This window comes from Clostridium thermobutyricum DSM 4928 (assembly GCF_002050515.1).
Taxonomy (GTDB): domain Bacteria; phylum Bacillota; class Clostridia; order Clostridiales; family Clostridiaceae; genus Clostridium; species Clostridium thermobutyricum.
Map to the genome: position 1 here is coordinate 1 of NZ_LTAY01000059.1, position 19,139 is coordinate 19,139.

At 26.7% G+C, this 19,139-nt stretch carries 12 protein-coding genes, 6 tRNA genes, 2 rRNA genes and 1 other annotated feature; of the genes, 15 read left to right on the top strand and 5 right to left on the bottom strand.

Going from position 1 to position 19,139, the window contains the following annotated elements; all coding sequences use genetic code 11:
• The 9 genes from CLTHE_RS10835 to serS form a co-directional block, all read left to right on the top strand.
• Positions 1–125: ribosomal RNA gene (locus CLTHE_RS10835) — 23S ribosomal RNA — on the top strand; the annotation flags it as partial.
• A 57-nt stretch (positions 126–182) separates the two neighbouring features.
• A 5S ribosomal RNA gene (gene rrf / locus CLTHE_RS10840) occupies positions 183–299 on the top strand.
• Between the two features lie 3 nt (positions 300–302).
• Positions 303–379, top strand: a tRNA-Ile gene (locus CLTHE_RS10845).
• A 4-nt stretch (positions 380–383) separates the two neighbouring features.
• A tRNA-Ala gene (locus CLTHE_RS10850) sits at positions 384–459 on the top strand.
• Between the two features lie 290 nt (positions 460–749).
• Positions 750–1,298, top strand: a complete 549-nt coding sequence (locus CLTHE_RS10855; RefSeq protein ID WP_080023440.1) for an HD domain-containing protein — start codon at positions 750–752, stop codon at positions 1,296–1,298.
• A 35-nt stretch (positions 1,299–1,333) separates the two neighbouring features.
• Complete coding sequence (locus CLTHE_RS10860) at positions 1,334–1,840, top strand: transcription repressor NadR (RefSeq protein WP_080023442.1); 507 nt, start codon at positions 1,334–1,336, stop codon at positions 1,838–1,840.
• Positions 1,841–1,883: 43 nt separating this feature from the next.
• Positions 1,884–3,293 carry an NAD(P)/FAD-dependent oxidoreductase gene (locus CLTHE_RS10865; protein WP_080023444.1) on the top strand — a complete coding sequence of 470 codons (1,410 nt, stop codon included), beginning with the start codon at positions 1,884–1,886 and terminating at the stop codon, positions 3,291–3,293.
• A gap of 14 nt (positions 3,294–3,307) precedes the next feature.
• Positions 3,308–3,535 (top strand): DUF1667 domain-containing protein, encoded by a 228-nt coding sequence (locus CLTHE_RS10870; protein WP_080023445.1) that lies wholly within the window; start codon positions 3,308–3,310, stop codon positions 3,533–3,535.
• A gap of 110 nt (positions 3,536–3,645) precedes the next feature.
• Positions 3,646–3,846, top strand: a binding site (T-box leader).
• A gap of 78 nt (positions 3,847–3,924) precedes the next feature.
• Entirely contained in the window at positions 3,925–5,202 is a 1,278-nt protein-coding gene (gene serS, locus CLTHE_RS10875) for a serine--tRNA ligase (protein WP_080023446.1), read from the top strand.
• 83 nt (positions 5,203–5,285) lie between these two features.
• On the opposite strand, the gene CLTHE_RS10880 is transcribed toward serS, so the two are convergent.
• A complete protein-coding gene (locus tag CLTHE_RS10880) occupies positions 5,286–6,107 on the bottom strand; it encodes a Cof-type HAD-IIB family hydrolase (protein WP_080023448.1) in 822 nt (273 codons plus the stop codon).
• A gap of 289 nt (positions 6,108–6,396) precedes the next feature.
• Between CLTHE_RS10880 and CLTHE_RS10885 the strand changes: the two genes are divergently transcribed.
• A tRNA-Ser gene (locus tag CLTHE_RS10885) sits at positions 6,397–6,487 on the top strand.
• Positions 6,488–6,523: 36 nt separating this feature from the next.
• Positions 6,524–6,614 (top strand) — tRNA-Ser (locus CLTHE_RS10890).
• A gap of 102 nt (positions 6,615–6,716) precedes the next feature.
• Here the strand turns inward: CLTHE_RS10890 and CLTHE_RS10895 are convergent.
• Together CLTHE_RS10895 and CLTHE_RS10900 are read right to left on the bottom strand one after the other, a co-directional pair.
• On the bottom strand, positions 6,717–7,073 hold the full coding sequence (locus tag CLTHE_RS10895) for a C-GCAxxG-C-C family (seleno)protein (protein ID WP_002599123.1): 357 nt from the start codon (positions 7,071–7,073) through the stop codon (positions 6,717–6,719).
• A gap of 502 nt (positions 7,074–7,575) precedes the next feature.
• The gene (locus CLTHE_RS10900) at positions 7,576–8,907 is read right to left on the bottom strand and encodes an FAD-dependent oxidoreductase (protein WP_080023450.1); all 1,332 of its coding nucleotides are present in this window, start codon (positions 8,905–8,907) and stop codon (positions 7,576–7,578) included.
• 300 nt (positions 8,908–9,207) lie between these two features.
• On the opposite strand from CLTHE_RS10900, the gene CLTHE_RS10905 reads away from it, so the two are divergent.
• The 4 genes from CLTHE_RS10905 to addA all read left to right on the top strand — a co-directional run bounded on the left by CLTHE_RS10905 (position 9,208) and on the right by addA (position 16,848).
• Positions 9,208–9,298: transfer RNA gene (locus tag CLTHE_RS10905), tRNA-Ser, on the top strand.
• Between the two features lie 24 nt (positions 9,299–9,322).
• Positions 9,323–9,413 (top strand) — tRNA-Ser (locus CLTHE_RS10910).
• Positions 9,414–9,707: 294 nt separating this feature from the next.
• Positions 9,708–13,166, top strand: coding sequence for a helicase-exonuclease AddAB subunit AddB (gene addB / locus CLTHE_RS10915; protein WP_080023452.1), 3,459 nt, complete (start codon positions 9,708–9,710; stop codon positions 13,164–13,166).
• A complete protein-coding gene (addA, locus tag CLTHE_RS10920; protein WP_080023453.1) occupies positions 13,147–16,848 on the top strand; it encodes a helicase-exonuclease AddAB subunit AddA in 3,702 nt (1,233 codons plus the stop codon). The genes addB and addA overlap by 20 nt, the downstream gene beginning before the upstream one ends.
• Before the next feature lie 103 nt (positions 16,849–16,951).
• Here addA and CLTHE_RS10925 read toward each other — a convergent pair whose 3' ends face one another.
• Both CLTHE_RS10925 and CLTHE_RS10930 read right to left on the bottom strand, forming a co-directional pair.
• Entirely contained in the window at positions 16,952–18,298 is a 1,347-nt protein-coding gene (locus CLTHE_RS10925; RefSeq protein ID WP_080023455.1) for a CCA tRNA nucleotidyltransferase, read from the bottom strand.
• 75 nt (positions 18,299–18,373) lie between these two features.
• Positions 18,374–19,126 carry a hypothetical protein gene (locus CLTHE_RS10930; RefSeq protein WP_080023457.1) on the bottom strand — a complete coding sequence of 251 codons (753 nt, stop codon included), beginning with the start codon at positions 19,124–19,126 and terminating at the stop codon, positions 18,374–18,376.
• Positions 19,127–19,139 lie beyond the last annotated feature (13 nt).

Consider the following 19,139-nt stretch of genomic DNA (forward strand, 5'->3'; position numbering starts at 1 on the left):
AAGATTAGATTTCCCATAGCGTAAGCTAGTAAGATCCCTTGAAGAACACAAGGTTGATAGGTTAGGGGTGTAAGCATGGTGACATGTTCAGCTGACTAATACTAATAGATCGAGGGCTTGACCAATAAAAATATCAACAGAATTTGATGTGTAATTTTCAGAGAACAATAAATTTCTGAATATCTAGTGATGATGGCATAGAGGAAACACTCCTTCCCATTCCGAACAGGAAAGTTAAGCTCTATAACGCCGATGGTACTGCATGGGAGACTGTGTGGGAGAGTAGGAAGTTGCTAGGTAATGGATCTTTAGCTCAGTTGGTTAGAGCAACCGGCTCATAACCGGTAGGTCCGGGGTTCGAGTCCCTGAAGGTCCACCATTTTGGGGGTATAGCTCAGTTGGGAGAGCACCTGCCTTGCACGCAGGGGGTCAGGAGTTCGAATCTCCTTACCTCCACCAAAGAGGTGGAAAAGTCATGAATTTTATTCATGGCTTTTTTTTTATAAAATTTTATATAGAAATTGATATGCAATATATATAATGATATTATATATATAATGATAAAAGTAAGTATAAATTTATAAAAACATAATTAAGGCATAATAAACTAGATGTTTATATGGTCTATAATAGAAAAATAATATTCAAAGGAAAATAGATTAATTAAAAAAATACTACCAAAATTATTATAGTTATACATTAAGAAAAATATCAGATATATAATTTAATATTATTATGAGGAGAAGTATATGTATAGAGTTAAGCAATTCATATGGGCTATAACTGGTGCGGTTAAACGCGTAGATTATGAGTTGGTAGAAAAATATTTAGATAAAGAAGAAATGCTTATATTTAAGAAATTAAAAAAATCAGAACAACATCACTGTATTAGAGTATGTAATGATGCAATACAAATGTTGAAAGATCATAATAAAAAATTAGAAATGAAAATTTCCAATAAAATACAAGAAGAGACAACAGTTAGTATTAATCAATACAAATTAGGTAAAATTGCATTATTGCATGATGTTGGCAAATCAATTTTTCCTATAACAATTATTGATAAATCAATAATTGTTATATTAGATAAATTAACTAAAGGTAGGCTTAGAAACTATGATAAATATGAAAAGGTAAGTTCTTATTATAATCATCCAATAAGAGGGGTGAAAATACTTTCACAATTGAAAAAATATGATAATGAATTTTTAGATATCATAGGTAATCATCATAAAATTTTAAATGAGAATGATAACTTATATTTAAGAATTATAAAAAAGTGTGATGATATGAATTAATTATTTAATGTAAAAGGGAATATAAGGTGTTTTTTATGAATTCTAAAGAGAGAAGAGAAAAATTAATTATTAATCTTAAGACCAGTAATTATCCTATTAAGGGGATTAAACTAGCAAAATTATATGGTGTAACTAGACAAGTAATAGTTAAAGATATAGCTATATTGAGAGCAAAAGGGGAAAATATAATAGCTACTCCTGATGGCTATAGTCTAATTGAAAAAAATAATAGATATAGAGATGTAATTGTTACAAAACATTCTAATGAAGATTTAAAAAGAGAAATGGAGATTATAGTTAAATATGGTGGTATTATAGAAGATGTTATAATTTCTCACTCTTTTTATGGTGAAATAACTGGATCTATAATGGTTAAAAATTTAAATGATTTAAATAAGTTTTTAGAGAGATATAATTCTAATGCTACAATACCTTTATCAATGTTAACTAATGGAATTCATATGCATACCATATCATCTATAGATAAAGAGTCTATGGAGTTAATAAAAAAAGAATTAAAAGATGAAGGATTTTTAATTTAATATAAATTTTAAATATAAAATTTTAATTAAGGAGGAATATATAGTGGATTATGATGTTTTAATTTTAGGAGGTGGAATCGTAGCTTGTGCAGTTGGCTATGAATTGTCTAAATATAATTTAAATATAGCTGTAATTGAAAAAGACTATGATGTAGCTGATGATATAGCTGTAGTAAATACTGCAATTGTTTATGATGGATCTGAAACATCTAATGCATTAATGGCAGGACTTGAGAATATAGGTAGTGAACTTATAAGAGAAACTTGTTCTAAATTTAATATTCCTTATAGAAAAATTGGTTCATTGAGATTGTCCTTAGATGAAAAAGAAGATATTAAAATAAGAAATATGTATTCTGTAGCAAAAGATAGAGGAATTTTAAATGTTGAGCTTATAGATAAGCAAAAGATAAAAGAAATAGAACCAGAGCTTATTGATGAATATGATAGTGCTCTTTATTCTAAAAATACTGCTATAATTGCTCCTTATGATTTAGCAATTGCTTATGCAGAAGTAGCTTCTGATAATGGAGTTAATTTTAGATTTGAAGAAGAAGTATTAACTATTAAAAAGATATCAAAGGGATTTGATGTAACTACTAATAAAAATAAATTTAAATGTAAATTTGTTATTAATACTATTCCGGATGAAATATATATTGATGAAGAAGATGAAGTTAAAGAAATTATTCCAGAAGATAATGGAGTTAGAAAAAGTATGAATTACTTATTTACTGAAGGAAAAGTTGAAAAAAGTTTAAGTAAAATAATAACAAAAGTTATTGATGATGATACATTTATTATAAGCTCACCTATGATTAATGGGGATACAATGATATGTATTAAGTACACTGATAAACTTAATATTGATAGAGGAATAGAGATAACTAATCTTGTTTTACCTAAGTTAAAAAAATGTAATGTTAGTGATATGGTAAGAGAGGTCTATAAAAAAGATGAAGTATTAATTGATGATAGCAAAATAGATAGTGGATATATAAGAGTTACTGGAAAGCATTATGGAAAACTTACAATTGCACCAGCTATAGCAAAAAGCATAAAAGGAAGACTAGTAAATAGTTTAAATGCTAGTTTAAAAAAGAACTTTATTGATAAGAGAAGAGAATCCTATAGAATAAGGGAAATGACTAGAGAAGATGCGAATGAAATAATTAAGCTTGATAAGAGATATGGAAACATAATATGTGCATGCAATAATATCAGTGAAGGTGAGATAGTAGATTGCATTAGAAGACCTTTAGGAGCTAGAACTCTAGAAGGTGTTAAAAAGAGGACAGGAGCTGGATTTGGAAGTTGTCATGGTTCTTATTGTACAAGAAAAATAATGAGCATATTAGCACGAGAAATGGACAAAAATATTATAGATATAGTTAAAGACTCTAATGATTCCAATATTGTATACGGGAGAATTAAAGAGTTTGATGAAGTTTAATGGAGAAGATTTTTATGAATAGTGAAGTTTTTACAAGCATAGTTAGAGTAAAAAGTGACCCTAAGCATAGAGTTGTTTCTGTAAAAAGCACAGCTCCTATAGAGAAGACATTATGGAAAGAATTATCTAAAGTTATTAGTAGACTTTATGTTAGTACACCTATAAATATAGGAGATACAATTTGTAAGAATATTTTAAATACAGGAATAGATATTGTATGTACTAAAAAAATAACAAGATAATTATTATATTTTATAAATTGTTTATTTTAACAATTTATTATGTTAAATAGTCTAGTAAAATATTGACAAAGTAATTAAATTTGTAATATATTAAATGTAGATTTATAATATATAAACCTGTGAAGAGGCTAAGTAGTTTTAATTAGGTTTTTAGAGAGTCAGTGGTTGGTGTAAACTGATAATTCTAATTATTACGAATCCACCTTGGAGGGACTGTGAATTAAGCAGTACGGGAAACCGTTAAATTTTTGAGTGGATAAAGCATATGCTTTATCAATTAGGGTGGCAACGCGGAGTCTTTCGTCCCTTTTATAAGGGAGAGAGGCTTCTTTTTTATGTCCGTAAATAACTAGTATTTATTATTAAATTAATATAAGGAGGAAACTTAAATGTTAGATTTAAAAAGAATTAGAAGTAATACAGAAGAAATAAAAGTTGCACTTACAAATAGAGGAGAAGATTTTGATGTAGCTGTTATTGATGAGTTAATTAAGCTTGATGAAGAAAGAAGAAATATATTAGTTGAGGTTGAAGCTTTAAAGAGTAAAAGAAATCAAGTTTCATCTGAAATTCCTAAATTAAAAAAAGTAGGAGAAGATGTAACTTCTATAATGGCTGAAATGAAGGAATTAGGAAATGAAATAAAAGAACATGATTCAAGACTTTCAGAAATAAATGAAAAAATTGATTATATTATGTTAAGAATACCTAACATACCAAATCCACAAGTTCCAGAAGGAGCAAGTGATGAAGACAATGTAGAAATAAAAAGATGGGGAGAAACTCCAAAATTTGAAGGAGAGCCAAAAGCTCACTGGGATTTAGGTGTTGATTTAAATATCATAGATGCTGAAAGAGGAGGAAAGGTTGCTGGTTCAAGATTTACTTTCTATAAAGGTATGGGAGCAAGACTTGAAAGAGCTGTATTAAACTACTTTATGGATAAACATTCTGATGATCATGGATATGTAGAAGTATTACCTCCATATATGGTTAATAGAAATAGTATGACTGGAACAGGTCAATTACCTAAATTTGAAGAAGATGCATTTAAAGTAGAAAATAATGGATTCTTCTTAATACCAACTGCAGAAGTACCTGTAACTAATATGTATAGAGATGAAGTTTTATCAGGTGAAGAATTACCTATAAAACACGTTGCTTATTCAGCTTGTTTTAGAGCGGAAGCAGGTTCAGCTGGTAGAGATACTAGAGGACTTATAAGACAACACCAATTCAATAAAGTTGAATTAGTTAAGTTCTGTAAACCAGAAGATTCTTATGATGAATTAGATAAATTAGTTAGAGATGCAGAAGAAGTTTTAGAAGAATTAGGATTACCATATAGAAAAGTTAGAATTTGTAAAGGTGACTTAGGATTTACTGCTGCTTTAAAATTTGACTTAGAAGTATGGATGCCAAGTTATAATAGATATGTAGAAATTTCAAGTTGTTCAAACTTTGAAGATTTCCAAGCTAGAAGAGCTAATATTAAATATAAAGAAGATCCAAAAGCTAAACCACAATTTGTTCATACATTAAATGGTTCAGGATTAGCAATAGGAAGAACAGTTGCAGCTATATTAGAAAACTATCAAAATGCAGATGGAACTGTAAGAGTACCAGAAGTATTAAAAAGATATATGGGAATAGATGTAATAAAATAAATTATAAAATAAAAAAGGTATCATAATGGAAAGTATTTTTCCAAATGATACACTTTAGAGTGTCGGCTTTGTCGGCACTTTTTTTATAATCTAAACTCATTTAATAAGAATTTTGCTACGCCATTATCATTATTTGAATTTATAACTTTAGTTGATAGTTCTTTAAGTTTTTGAACTGCATTTTTTACCGCAATTTTATTTTCAGCAAGCTCAAACATTGGAATATCATTTAAATTGTCTCCGAATACTGTTAAATTAGTAAAAGAATTTTCTTTCATCAATCTTTTTATTGAATTAGCTTTTGAAGATTTATGACTAAAAATCTCTAAAATAAAGCAGTCTCCTCTATCATAAATATCTTCATATGCATAAGCAGATATATTTTTTATTTTTTTTACTTCTTCATATAAAGAAAGTACTTTAGATTTCTTGTCCATTACAAAGAAATATAAAACATTAGAGTCAATAGGAAGAGGTTCTTTAATAAAACTCTTTAATTTGCTACCTTTTCTCTCATTCATAAATTTTATTTGATTGCTGCTTAATTCTTTATCAAAATAAACATAAATATGATTTTCTTTTAATGTGTAAGTGAAATGTGAAATGTTAGATTTATCTAATATATTTTTTATAATTTGAACTGAATCAGATTCTATTGAATTATAGTGAATATATTTACTTTCTTTTAAGCTATATGTTGCAGCACCATTCATAACTATTACAGGTAATTTTAAATTTAAATCTTTTAATAAGGGTACAACAGTTGCTGGAGTTCTTGCGGTAGCTATGGAAAAGTTCATATCTGTATTTTTAAGAAGCATATTGATATTATTTATAGTATACTGTGATAATTGAGCATCAGAATTTAAAAGTGTGCCATCTAAATCTGAAATATATAAATTCATTCTAATCTCCTTTTAAATATAAATTTTTTATAATTATAGTCTAAATATGGATATATAACAATAATTTATTAGCAAAAAGAATATATAAAATAATAAAAAGTTATTTTTGATAGGATTAACATAATAATTAAATAATACTATTAACTTAATATGTTGATATATTGATTTAAATTATAAAAATTAAATAATAAATTATCAAATAAATTATGTTAATAATAAAATTATAAAAAAATAAAAATAATATATTGACACAAATATAGAACGTTGATATAATAAATCCTGTAATCGCGGAGAGATGGTCGAGTTGGTTTAAGGCACCGGTCTTGAAAACCGGCGTACCTTTACGGGTACCCAGGGTTCGAATCCCTGTCTCTCCGCCATTTTTTTATATAAAAATAGTCGAGGGCACATGATATGGAGAATTACTCAAGTGGCTGAAGAGGCGCCCCTGCTAAGGGCGTATGTCGGGCAACTGGCGCCCGGGTTCAAATCCCGGATTCTCCGCCAAAACACTTAACATTTGTTAAGTGTTTTTTTATTAAATAAAATATATATTTATTTTTAATAAAAAAAGATAACTATAAAATTTTATAGTTATCTTTAAAAATATTATACAAGATCATTTACTTTATTATATGCAAACTCAATTATATCATCACATGATATTCCATTTCTTTTTAAATCTATACATTTAATTGAACCAAATTCATTAATTACAGATTTAACTAAGTTTTGAGTTATTTCTCTAGCATTATTCTTTTCTTCACTAGATTCTCTACCTTTTTCAGCTCCTATAATCATTAAGGCACTTACTACAGCTCCACATGTATTTCCTGTAGACATACCAGCTCCAAATGGAGTTCCAAGTGATACTGGTATATTAAGATTTTTCTCTTCGTTTATAGTCTTTATAATTGATTCTGCACAATTAAATCCTTGAGAGTGAAATTCTAATACTTTACTCATTTTTATATCTCCTTAAATTATTTTTTATTTTTCTTAATAAAGAAATAAATCACCAATAATACTTAATTTATAAAAGTTAATTTTAATAAAATTATTAGAGGTGTTTTACTACTAATTACTGCTTGTCACACTATATGATATCTTTTTTATTTATCTAGAAAATTTATTATGATTTTTATATGAGTTTGCTAGATAAATACTTTAGTATATTTATAATTTTCTTAAATGTTAATTAAACTAATATTATTAAGCCATATGAAAATAAAATTTATATACATTATATAATAACTTTTCTTAAAGAAATGAGAAAAATAAAATTAGTTTCTATATAAATTTATATATTCAAATAATACGATATAAATTTGTATAAGTCAATGTTAAAAATAGATAGAAGTGAATTTGAATAACAAATTCACTTCTATAAAATATGCTTAAAAGCTTATGCTCATATATTAAATTTTGAGGGTATTTAAATTTTCAGGATTTAATAAAGGGTGTAATTTTATAGCGCTTGTAATGCTACTGCATTTAATAATCCCCAAGGTTTATTATAATTAGGTTGGAAGAAGAAGTCTGTCATAGCTAATTCTTCAACTGTCATATCATTTTGAATAGCTACTGAAAGTGTATTCATAAGTTCAGTTAAATCATAATCTGAAACTATTTGTCCACCTAAGATTCTTCTACTATCTTTATCAAATACTAGTTTAACAAGTGCTTCACAATTAGTAGGCATAAATTCAGGTCTATAGTTATCTTTATAAATTACTGATGCAACATTATATTTTGTAGTAGATTTTGCAATCATTTCAGTCATACCAGTTGATGCTATATTATGATTATAAATTTTTATTCCTGATGTACCTTGAGTTCCCATATATTTTAAAGTTGGTTCAACTAAATTTCTAGCTACTAAAGTACCCATTCTTACAGCATTTGTTGCAAGTGGGATATATCTTTCATCTTTAGCTGGATTATATCTAACAACACAACAATCACCAGCAGCCATTACATCTTTGTGGCTAGTTCTCATATATTCATCAATTATAATAGCTCCATTTGGAAGCATATCAAGTTGACCTTTTACAAGCTCAGTACTTGGTCTAAATCCTATACAAAGAACAACTAAATCTCCTTCATATGAACCTTTATTAGTTACTACTTTAGATACTTTTCCGTTAATACCTTCGAATTTTTGAACTAATTCACCAGTAACAACATTTATTCCATGTGATCTAAATGCATCTTCTGCTTTAGAAGTAAATTCCTCATCAAGATATTTACTCATTATTCTTTCTTCAGCATCAATTAAAGTTACATTTTTACCAAGAATTTCGAAAGCTTCTGCTAATTCAACACCAATATAACCAGCTCCGATTACAACGATATTTTTAGCTTTTTTAGCTTTTTCTATAATAACTTGTGAATGATTAAAGTTCTTTGAAAGAACTATATTTTCTAAATCTATTCCTTCGATTCTTGGTACAATTGGCCATGAACCAGGTGTAAGAACTAATTTATCATATGAATCAATAAATTCTTCGTTAGTTAAAAGATTTTTAACTGATACTTTTTTGTTTTCTATATCTATATTAGTTACTTCATGTTGCATCCTTGTTACAACTCCAAGTTCAGCTAATTTTTCAGGTGAGCTATAGAATAGTCCTTGAGGGTCTTTAACAACATCAGCCACATGTAATGCTATACCACAAGATAAGAATGATATATTATCATTTCTTTCATAAACTGTTACTTCACTTTCAGGGTGAAGAGCTTTAATATTACTTATTGCTGCTGTTCCAGCATGTGTACATCCAACAACTACTACTTTCATAATTAAAATCTCCTTTTTAATTTAAATTTAAGATAACTATATTATGCCAACATGCGATTTATATTAAACATATAGATAACTTAAACATGTTTAATGTTGACATAATTACTCTGGTTTATTTGATAATAATATAACATAATAAAAAAAACTATTCAATAGTAATTATCCTATAAAAGTTTATTTTAAATAATTATTCATATTATTAAAAATAATCCTATAAAAAGTTTTTTTGAAAAAATTTTTAGATAAGTGGTTGACATATTAAAATCAACTTGTTATAATGATAACTGTCTTTGATATGGAGAGATGGTCGAGTTGGTTTAAGGCACCGGTCTTGAAAACCGGCGTACCTTCACGGGTACCTAGGGTTCGAATCCCTATCTCTCCGCCATTTAAATATTTTTAGAGGGCACATGGAGAATTACTCAAGTGGCTGAAGAGGCGCCCCTGCTAAGGGCGTAGGTCGGGCAACTGGCGCCCGGGTTCAAATCCCGGATTCTCCGCCAAAACACTTAACATTTGTTAAGTGTTTTTTTTATAAATTTATATATATAAATTATAGTTGAAATTAAATTATAAATTGAAATAAATATTAAAGTAATAGTATTGTTAGTTTAAAAAATTAAGAGATAAATGAAATAAAAAAGGAGATTATAAAATGATTTTTATTGATTATTTTATAGTCTCCTTTTTATTAGATATTGAAGTTACTAAACTTTAATTTTAGATTTTTTATGGAGATAAAAAAATATTTGTAGGATATAATTAAAATAAGTCAAAATTTAGAAAGGAGCTTTAATATGGGAATTAGATTTATATATGGTAGAGCAGGTAGTGGAAAAAGCACCTTTTGCTTAGAACAAATAAAAAAGAAGTTAAGCAATAATAATGGAAATAAATTAATTATAATAGTTCCAGAACAATATACATTTCAAAGAGAAAAAGATTTATTGAGAGTAGTTGGTGAAGAAGCATTATTAAGATCTGAAGTTATTAGTTTTAAAAGAATGGCTAGAAAAGTTTTTGATGAATGTGGTGGAAGAGTTCATAGAATAATAAAAGATGAAGGGAAAAACATGCTTATTTATAAGCTTTTACAAGAAAAAGGAGAAGACTTAAGTTATTTTAATAGAATTTCCAAACAACAAGGATTTATAGATATAATTTCAAAAACAATAACTGAATTTAAAAAATACAATATTTCCAAGGAAATATTGTTAGAGGGTGTAGAAAAAACAGAAGATATTGATTTAAAAGATAAGCTCTTAGATTTAGCTAATATATTTGAAGAATATAATTCAAGAATTGAAAATAAGGTTATTGATGGTGATGATGAACTTACTATTTTATCTAAAAAACTTAGAGGTTGTAATATTTATGAAGGAGCTGAAATTTGGATAGATGAATTTACAACTTTTACACCTCAACAAATGGATATAATAAATGAACTTTCAAAAACTGCAAAAATAATTAATATAACTCTTTGTATGAGTAATTCTTCTAATAAAGAAGAGGATGTAACAGATATATTTAATGCAATTAAGAATACTGAAAAAAGAATTGTTAAGATGATGGAAGAAAATAATATAGGATATTTAGAACCTATAGATTTAAATAAAGGAGTTCCTTATAGATTTCGAAATTCAAAAGAACTTGCTCATCTAGAAGAGCATTTTTTTACTTATCCATTTAAAATATATAATGGAGAAAACAGCAATATAAGACTTTATAAAGCTAATAATAGTTATGATGAAATAGATACGATTGCTAAAGATATAATTCGTTTAGTAAGAGATAAAAACTTCAGATATAAAGATATAGCAGTGATATGCAGAAATATAAACGATTATGAAAAGATAACATCAGTAATTTTTACTCAGTATGGCATACCGTATTTCTTAGATAAAAAAATACAAGTTCTTAGTAACCCAATAGTTATTTTAATTATGTCAGCAATAGAAATATTAACGAAAAATTGGAGTTATGAAAGCATTTTTAAATACTTAAAAAGTGGTCTTATAAATATGGAAAGAGAATACATAGATAAGCTTGAAAATTATGTATTGGAAAATGGAATCAAAGGATATAAATGGACTACTGAAGACGTTAATAATGGATTCTTTAATAGAGAGAATGATATTTCACAGGAGGAATTAGAGATAAAAGAAATAATGGAATATATAAGAGAACCTCTAATGGGTTTCCATAATAAAATAAAAGGAAATAAGCGAGTAAAAGATATTTGTACTGCAGTATTTGAATTCCTTTTAGAATTAAAGGTTTTTGAAAAAATAGAAGACTGGATTAAAGATTTTGAGGCAGAATCTTTAGAAATAAAAATAAAAGAGTATGAACAAGTTCCCAAAATTATTATGGAAGTTTTGGATCAGGCAGTTGAAGTAATGGGAGAAGACAAGGTATCACCTAAAGAATTCTATAAAATACTTAATGCAGGATTTGAAAGTAAGGAAATAGGTGTTATTCCTGTTGCTTTAGATCAGGTTAATATAGGAGATATAGCTAGAGTTAAAGGAAGAGAAGTTAAAGCACTTTATATTATTGGAGTTAATGATGGAATACTACCTTCAGCAACAAAAGAAGAGGGTATAATTTCAGATAGAGATAGAGATTTATTAAGAGAAATGGATATAGAACTTGCAGCTACAACAAAAGCTAGAGCTTTTGAAGAACAATATATGGTTTATACTGCACTAACTATTTCTAGTAAATATATGATGATTACTTATCCAATGGCAGATTTTGAGGGAAAATCTTTACGTCCTTCTATAATAATTCCAAGATTAAAAAGAGTTATGAAACCATTAAAAGAAGAAAGTGAATTATTTAATTATTTCAATAGAGATAAGTATAGTAAAATAACAACACCTACTCCAACTTTTAATGAGTTAGTATTAGCTTTAAGAAAGCAAGTTGATAATGAAAATATAGAAGAATATTGGCAAGAAGTATACAAATGGTTTTTAACTAGAGAAGGATTTGTAGAAAAAACTAAAAATATTTTTGATGGTATAAATTATACAAATTTAGAAAATGAAGTTTCAAGAGAAAAGCTTATTTCACTTTATAAAAATAATTATGGAAATTTAAGATTTGATGTATCTAGATTAGAACAATACGCAAGTTGTCCATTCTCTTATTTTGTTAAGTATGGACTTAAGGCTAGAGATAGAAAAATATATGAATTTTCAGCTCCAGACTTAGGAAGTTTTATGCATGAAATATTAGATAATTTTACTACTAGAGTTAAAAATGAAAATATTTCATGGAGTGAGTTAAATAGAGAAAAATGTAGGGTTATAGTTGATGAGTTAGTAGATAAAAAATTAAAAGAAGATGTTAATTCTATTTTAAATAGTAGCAATAGATATAAGTATTTTACAAATAGATTTAAGAGAGTTATTACAAAGTCTGTATCTGTAATTTCAGAGCAAATAAAGCGTGGACAATTTGAAGTTTTTAGTAATGAATTTTCATTTGGAGATGTAGGGTCTGGAGAACCTATAAAATTAGATTTACCTTCAGGAGAACGTGTTTACTTAACTGGAAGAATTGATAGAATAGATACATTAATAATGAATGGAGTAACTTACCTTAGAGTTGTAGATTATAAATCAAGTGCTAAAAAATTTGATTTAGCAGAATTATTTGCAGGAATTCAAATGCAACTTTTAGTTTATATAGATGCTTTAATAAGAAATTCAAAGTATATTTTAGAAACAGGAGCAGTCCCTGGAGCTATTCTTTACTTTAGAATTGATGACCCAATATTAAAAGGTGAATCTATTTTAGATGAAGAAAAATTAAAGGAAGAGATTTTAAAATCATTAAAAATGGAAGGCCTTTTATTGAAAGATGCTGAAGTAGTCCGTGCTATGGATAATGATATGAGTTCATTTTCTCTTGTTATTCCAGCTAAATTTAATAAGAATGGTGAATTTGATAAAACTAGTTCAGTAGCCACAGAAGAGGAATTTAATCTTTTAAGAGAATATGTAAATATAAAAATGATAGAACTTTGTACAGATATGTTAAGTGGAAATATAAAAATTCAGCCTATTAAGTATAAGGATAGAGATAATTGTGAGTTTTGTGATTATTCATCTATTTGTCAGTTTGATACAAGTATACAAGATAATAATTATAATCTTATATTTAAGAAAAGTGATGATGAAATTTGGAGTAAGATAAGAAAATGCGTAAAAGGAGATTGTGTAGAAGATGACAACGAAATGGACTAATGAACAGCTTGAAGCTATTGTAACTAGGAAATGTAATCTATTAGTTGCAGCTGCAGCAGGATCAGGTAAAACTGCTGTTTTAGTAGAGAGAATTATAAGAATAGTAACTGATGAAGAAAATCCAGTTGATGTAGATAGACTTTTAGTTGTTACTTTTACAAAAGCAGCTGCAGCAGAAATGAGAGAAAGAATAGCTGCTGCTATAACAAAAGAATTGGAAAGTAACCCTAATTCTAAAAATCTTCAAAAGCAACTTACTCTTTTAAGTAGAGCGAATATAACAACAATGCATTCATTTTGTTTAGATGTTATAAAAAATAATTTTCATGTTATAGATTTAGACCCTTCTTTTAGAATTTCTGATGAAACTGAGGGGATATTACTTAAAAATGAAATTATAGATGAGCTTTTTGAAGATTTGTATGATGAAAATGATGAAGAGTTTTTAAATTTAGTAGAAGCTTTTTCAAATAGTAAAAGTGATGATAATTTAAAAGATATTATAAAAGATTTATATAGATTTTCTATGAGTGGACCTTGGCCTGAAAAATGGCTTAAAGAAAAATCAGAAGAGTTCAATTTGGAAGAGGGCTTTGATGGTTCTATATGGGTTAATATTTTAAAAAGAGAATTATTAGTTGAAACTGAAAGTTATATAAATTTATATAATAGAGCATTAGAAATTATAAAAGAAACAGATGGATTAGAACCATATATACCTCAATTTACTGATGAATTATCTAATCTTATAAATTTAAGAGACTCATTAAATGGTGATGTTAAAAATATAGAAAATGCTATTTGTAATTTACAATTTGCAAGACTTAAAACTGTAAAAAAATCTAGTGTATCTGATGAAGGTGCACAAGAATTTGTAAAAAGAATAAGAGATGATTGTAAAAAGAAAATGTGTGCTATAGCAAAAGATCCTATATTTAATAATATAGGTGAATCATTAGATACAGTTAGAAAATGCTATCCTTATATGAAAAAATTATCTGAAATAACTTTAGAGTTTGGAAAGAGATTTAGTGATAGAAAAAAAGAAAGAAATATGCTAGATTTTAATGATTTAGAGCATTTCTGTTTAAAAATATTAAGTGGAGATACTATTGGAGAGCCATCTCAAATTGCTTTGAATTTTAGAGAATTTTTTGATGAAGTTTTAGTTGATGAATATCAGGATTCTAATAATGTTCAAGAAGCAATTATAAATTTAGTTTCAAGAAAAAATACAGATAATCCAAATGTATTTATGGTTGGAGATGTCAAGCAAAGTATTTATAGATTTAGACAAGCGAAGCCAGAGTTATTTTTAGAAAAGTATAACACTTATTCTAAGGTTCCAGGAGAAAAAACTAGAGTTATTCAGCTATATAAAAATTTTAGAAGTAGAAAAGAAGTTATAAATGGAGTTAACTTTATATTTAAAAAACTTATGTCTGAAACTGTTGGGGAACTTGAATATACAGATAGTGAAGCTTTAAATTTAGGAGCTAATTTTCCAGAAATAGAAGAAGGACTTGTAGCTGGTGGAAAGATTGAAGTTAATATATTAGATAAATCTAATAATGTTATTGAAGTTAAAGAGACAGAAGATGATGAAGAGGAAGAAGATATTGAGTGGATAAATTTAGAAGCTAGAATTGTTTGTAGAAGAATTAAAGAACTTATGTCAGAATCTAATAATTTTAGAGTTTTAGATAAAGAAACAGGAGAATATAGAAAACTTAAATATAAAGATATTGTTATACTTTTAAGAGCAACTAAGAACTGGGCAGAAGCTTTTGTTGCTGAATTTGGAGTAGAGGGAATTCCTGCATATGCTGATACTGGTTCTGGATATTTTGAATCTATAGAAGTTAGAACAATAATGGCATTATTAAAAATTATAGATAATCCAATGCAGGATGTTCCTATGATTGCTGTATTAAGGTCACCTATTTTTGGATTTAAAGCAGAAGATTTTACTGATATAAGAATTATAAATAAAGATAAATATTTTTATGAAAATATATTAGATATAGCAAAAGGTGAAGTAAATATTAGAGAAGAACTTATTGAGAAATGTAGATCATTTAATGAAAGGTTAAATATATGGAGAGATAAGTCAGTATATATGCCGATTGATGAATTTATATGGCATTTATATATGGATACTGCTTATTTTGCCTATGTAGGAGCTATGCCAAATGGTATGCTTAGACGGGCAAATCTTAAAGTATTATTCCAAAGAGCCAGAGTATATGAAGAAACAAGCTTTAAAGGATTATTTAATTTCATAAATTTTATAAATAAACTTAGAAAATCTTCAGGTGATATGGAAAGTGCTAAGATTCTTGGAGAAAATGAAGATGTAGTTAGGATTATGAGTATTCATAAAAGTAAGGGATTAGAATTTCCAGTAGTATTTTTATCTGGAGCAGGAAAAAACTTTAATTTAATGGATATGAATAAAAGCATTTTATATCATGATGATTTAGGATTTGGACCTAATTATGTGGATTTAGAAAAAAGATTAAAATATTCTACATTACCTAAAGAAGCTATAAAGAAGAAATTTAAATTAGAGACTTTATCAGAAGAAATGAGAATTTTATATGTTGCTTTTACTAGAGCAAAAGAAAAGTTAATAGTTACTGGAGCTGTTAATGATATAGAAAAAACAGCTAAGAAATGGGTTAAATCAGCTTCAATAGAAAAGGAAAGGATTGTTCCATCAGAAGTATCTAGTGGAAAGTCATATATAGATTGGATTGGTATGGCACTTTGTCAACATATTGATGGAGAACCTATAAGAGAAAAAGTAGATGGGGATAAAAATATAGTTAGTGATGACTTATCCACATGGGATGTTAAGGTATGGAATAAAAATGACTTTTCTGTGGAGAAAAATTTAGAGCCTGTGGATGAAAATGAAGATAAAGAATTGTTTATAACTTTAACAGAAGGAGCTGTGGATAAAGAAGTTGAACGTAGATTAGGGTTTAAATATAAATTTGAAGCTTTAACAACTATGAAGAGTAATCTTTCAGTTTCTGAATTAAAAAGAGCAGGATATGAAAGTTTAGAAGCTGATTATGATGGGGAAGTTTTATTTAAAGATAAACCTGTAATTAAGCCAAGATTTTTACAAGAAACTAAAGGACTATCAGGAGCTGAACGAGGAACAGCAGTACATTTTATTATGCAAAAAATTGATTATGATAGAGTTTCCACTATTAATGAGATAAAAGAGCAAATAAAAGAAATGTATGATAGTGAGCTTATAACTACAGAAGAATATGAAGCAATAAATCCATTTAAAATAAAAGCATTTTTTGATAGTAATATAGGAAAAAGAGTACTAAATGCTTATAATTCAGGAAAGATGGTTAGAAGAGAGTTTCCTTTCTTTTTAGAATTAGATGTATCTGAAGTTAAGGAAGAACTTCAAGGAACTAATTTTGAAGAAACAGTAAGAATTCAAGGAATTATAGATTTATTCTTTGAAGAGGATGGAAAAATTATATTAGTTGATTATAAGACTGATTATATTGAGGCTAATGCAGAAAAAGAAATGAAAGATAAATATTCAATACAAATAAAATATTATAAGAATGCATTAGAAAGAATAACAAAAAAAGAAGTAAGTGAAAGTATTTTATTCTTATTTTTCAAAGAATCAGAAGTTATTATGTAGATATAAAAAAGATGTCTTAAAAGACATCTTTTTTCTTTTCTAATTGGTTTTAAGTTTATGTTTATTTTGGAGATGATTTTATATTTAAAATTTTTAGAATAATTTAGTTTTGATATGATTCTACTATTTTTTTAGCTTCTTTTAGTAAATCTTTTTTATTATTTAAATCTGGATAATCTAAGATAATATTAAATAATTTTTTTAATACATCTCCAATAATTTTTCCTTTGCTTAATCCTAATTCGTTTATTAAATCATTTCCTGTTATAGCTAAATCCTTTAAAGATAGTGGTTCTTTAGAAATTAAAATATTATTTGTTACTTCTCTCATCTTAACTATTTTATGTGTTGCCACAGAAGGGTCTTTTAATGATAATATATCTGCTTCTTGAAGTGAATATAAATTTTCTATTGAATCTAAACCAACTCTAGTAATTAATCTTTTAATATTAGAATTATTAGGATTATCTAAAACATTCATATGCTCCCTTATTAATTTAAGAGTTTCTTTTATTGTTTTATTATCAAATCTAAGTCTATTTAAAATTTTTCTAGATATTTCTTCACTCTTAGTATTATGACCATAAAAATGACCAATTCCTTTTTCATCTAAGTTAAAGCAACTTGGTTTTCCTATATCATGGAGAAGAGCAGCTAATCTAACTGTGAGTATACTTGGGGTTTTTTCTACTACAGAAAGGCTATGTTCAAATACATCCTCAAAATGATGAGGATTTTTTTGGTCAAAACTAAATGTATCTTTAAATTCAGGAATAATATTTGTAAGTAATTCTGTATTTTTTAATAGTATTAATCCTTTTCTTGGGTTATTAGAAAGTAGGATTTTAGAAATTTCATCTCTAATTCTTTCAAAGCTGATATTATTAATAAGAAGATTATTTTTTTCTATATTAGATAATGTATCTTTAGCAATATCAAAATCTAATTGAGATGAAAATCTAATAGCTCTAAGCATTCTTAGAGCATCTTCATTAAATCGTATATCACTATTACCTACTGCTCTTATAATTTTATTTTTTAAATCTGACTTACCTTCAAAAAAATCTAACAATCCTTTTTTATGATTATATGCAAAAGCATTTATAGTGAAATCACGTCTAGATAAGTCCTCTTTTATATTTTTAACAAATTCAACTTTTTCAGGGTGTCTATTATCTATGTATTCTGACTCTGTTCTATAAGTTGTAACTTCAAAATTTTCATTTTCTATAACAACAGTTACAGTCCCATGTTGAAGACCTGTAGGAATAGTTTTTTCAAATAAATATATAGTTTGGTCAGGGGTTGCAGAGGTTGCAATATCATAATCTTTTGGTGTTTTATTTAAAAGATAATCTCTTATACATCCGCCAACTAAAAAAGCTTCAAAACCATTATTATAAAAAGTATCTATTATAAACTGAACTTTTGCGGGAATATTAAAATTCATATTAATCCTCCTAAAAAAATACCTTATTTAATCTATTATAATAAATTAAATAAGGTATTTGAAATAATATATTAATTATTTACCATCTCTTTCTTGAATATACTTATCACGAGCAGTTTTAAGTTCCTCTATCTTATCAGATATTTTAGTGCTATTATCTAAAAGCTCTAAGTTTTCTTCTAGAAGAGTGATTGATTTAGAATAATAATGTTCAGCAACTAAAGTGTCCACTTCTTTTAGGAGATAATTAGTGTACTCTTCTTTACACTTAGGAATATAAGTGGCAGCTGTATTGTAGCCTTCATTATTACTAGGAATTGATTTAAAAATGGTTAATGCTTCTTTAAAATTTTTCTTTTGATATTCTGAAATACCTTTTGTTAAAGTGCTTGAACTAGAAATATTATTAGATAATACTCCAACTGTTTCATCAATTTCTTTATCTAATAAGTTATATCTATTTATTTCATTTATAATAACTAATGCTTCATCACTAGTTATTTCACCATTATTTAATTTTTCAGTAATAGATTTAAGTTTATCTTTAAAATAAGATGTTAAATCATTATTTATTTTAAATGATTTTAAAATGTTCATATTACCTTTAGTTACAACTAGATTATTTGCAGTACTATAGTGAGCATTATCAAAATAATTTTTAAAGTTAACTACTAATGATTTATAGGATAAAGTAGTAAAACTAAATAATATTCCAATTAAAAGTACAGATGATAATACTATAGTTATTAATTTTAAATTTAATTTTTCTTTTGTAGTATTCAAATTTTCTTCTGGCTGTTTAAAACTTTCATTATTTAATTCGTTCATAATATCACCTCTT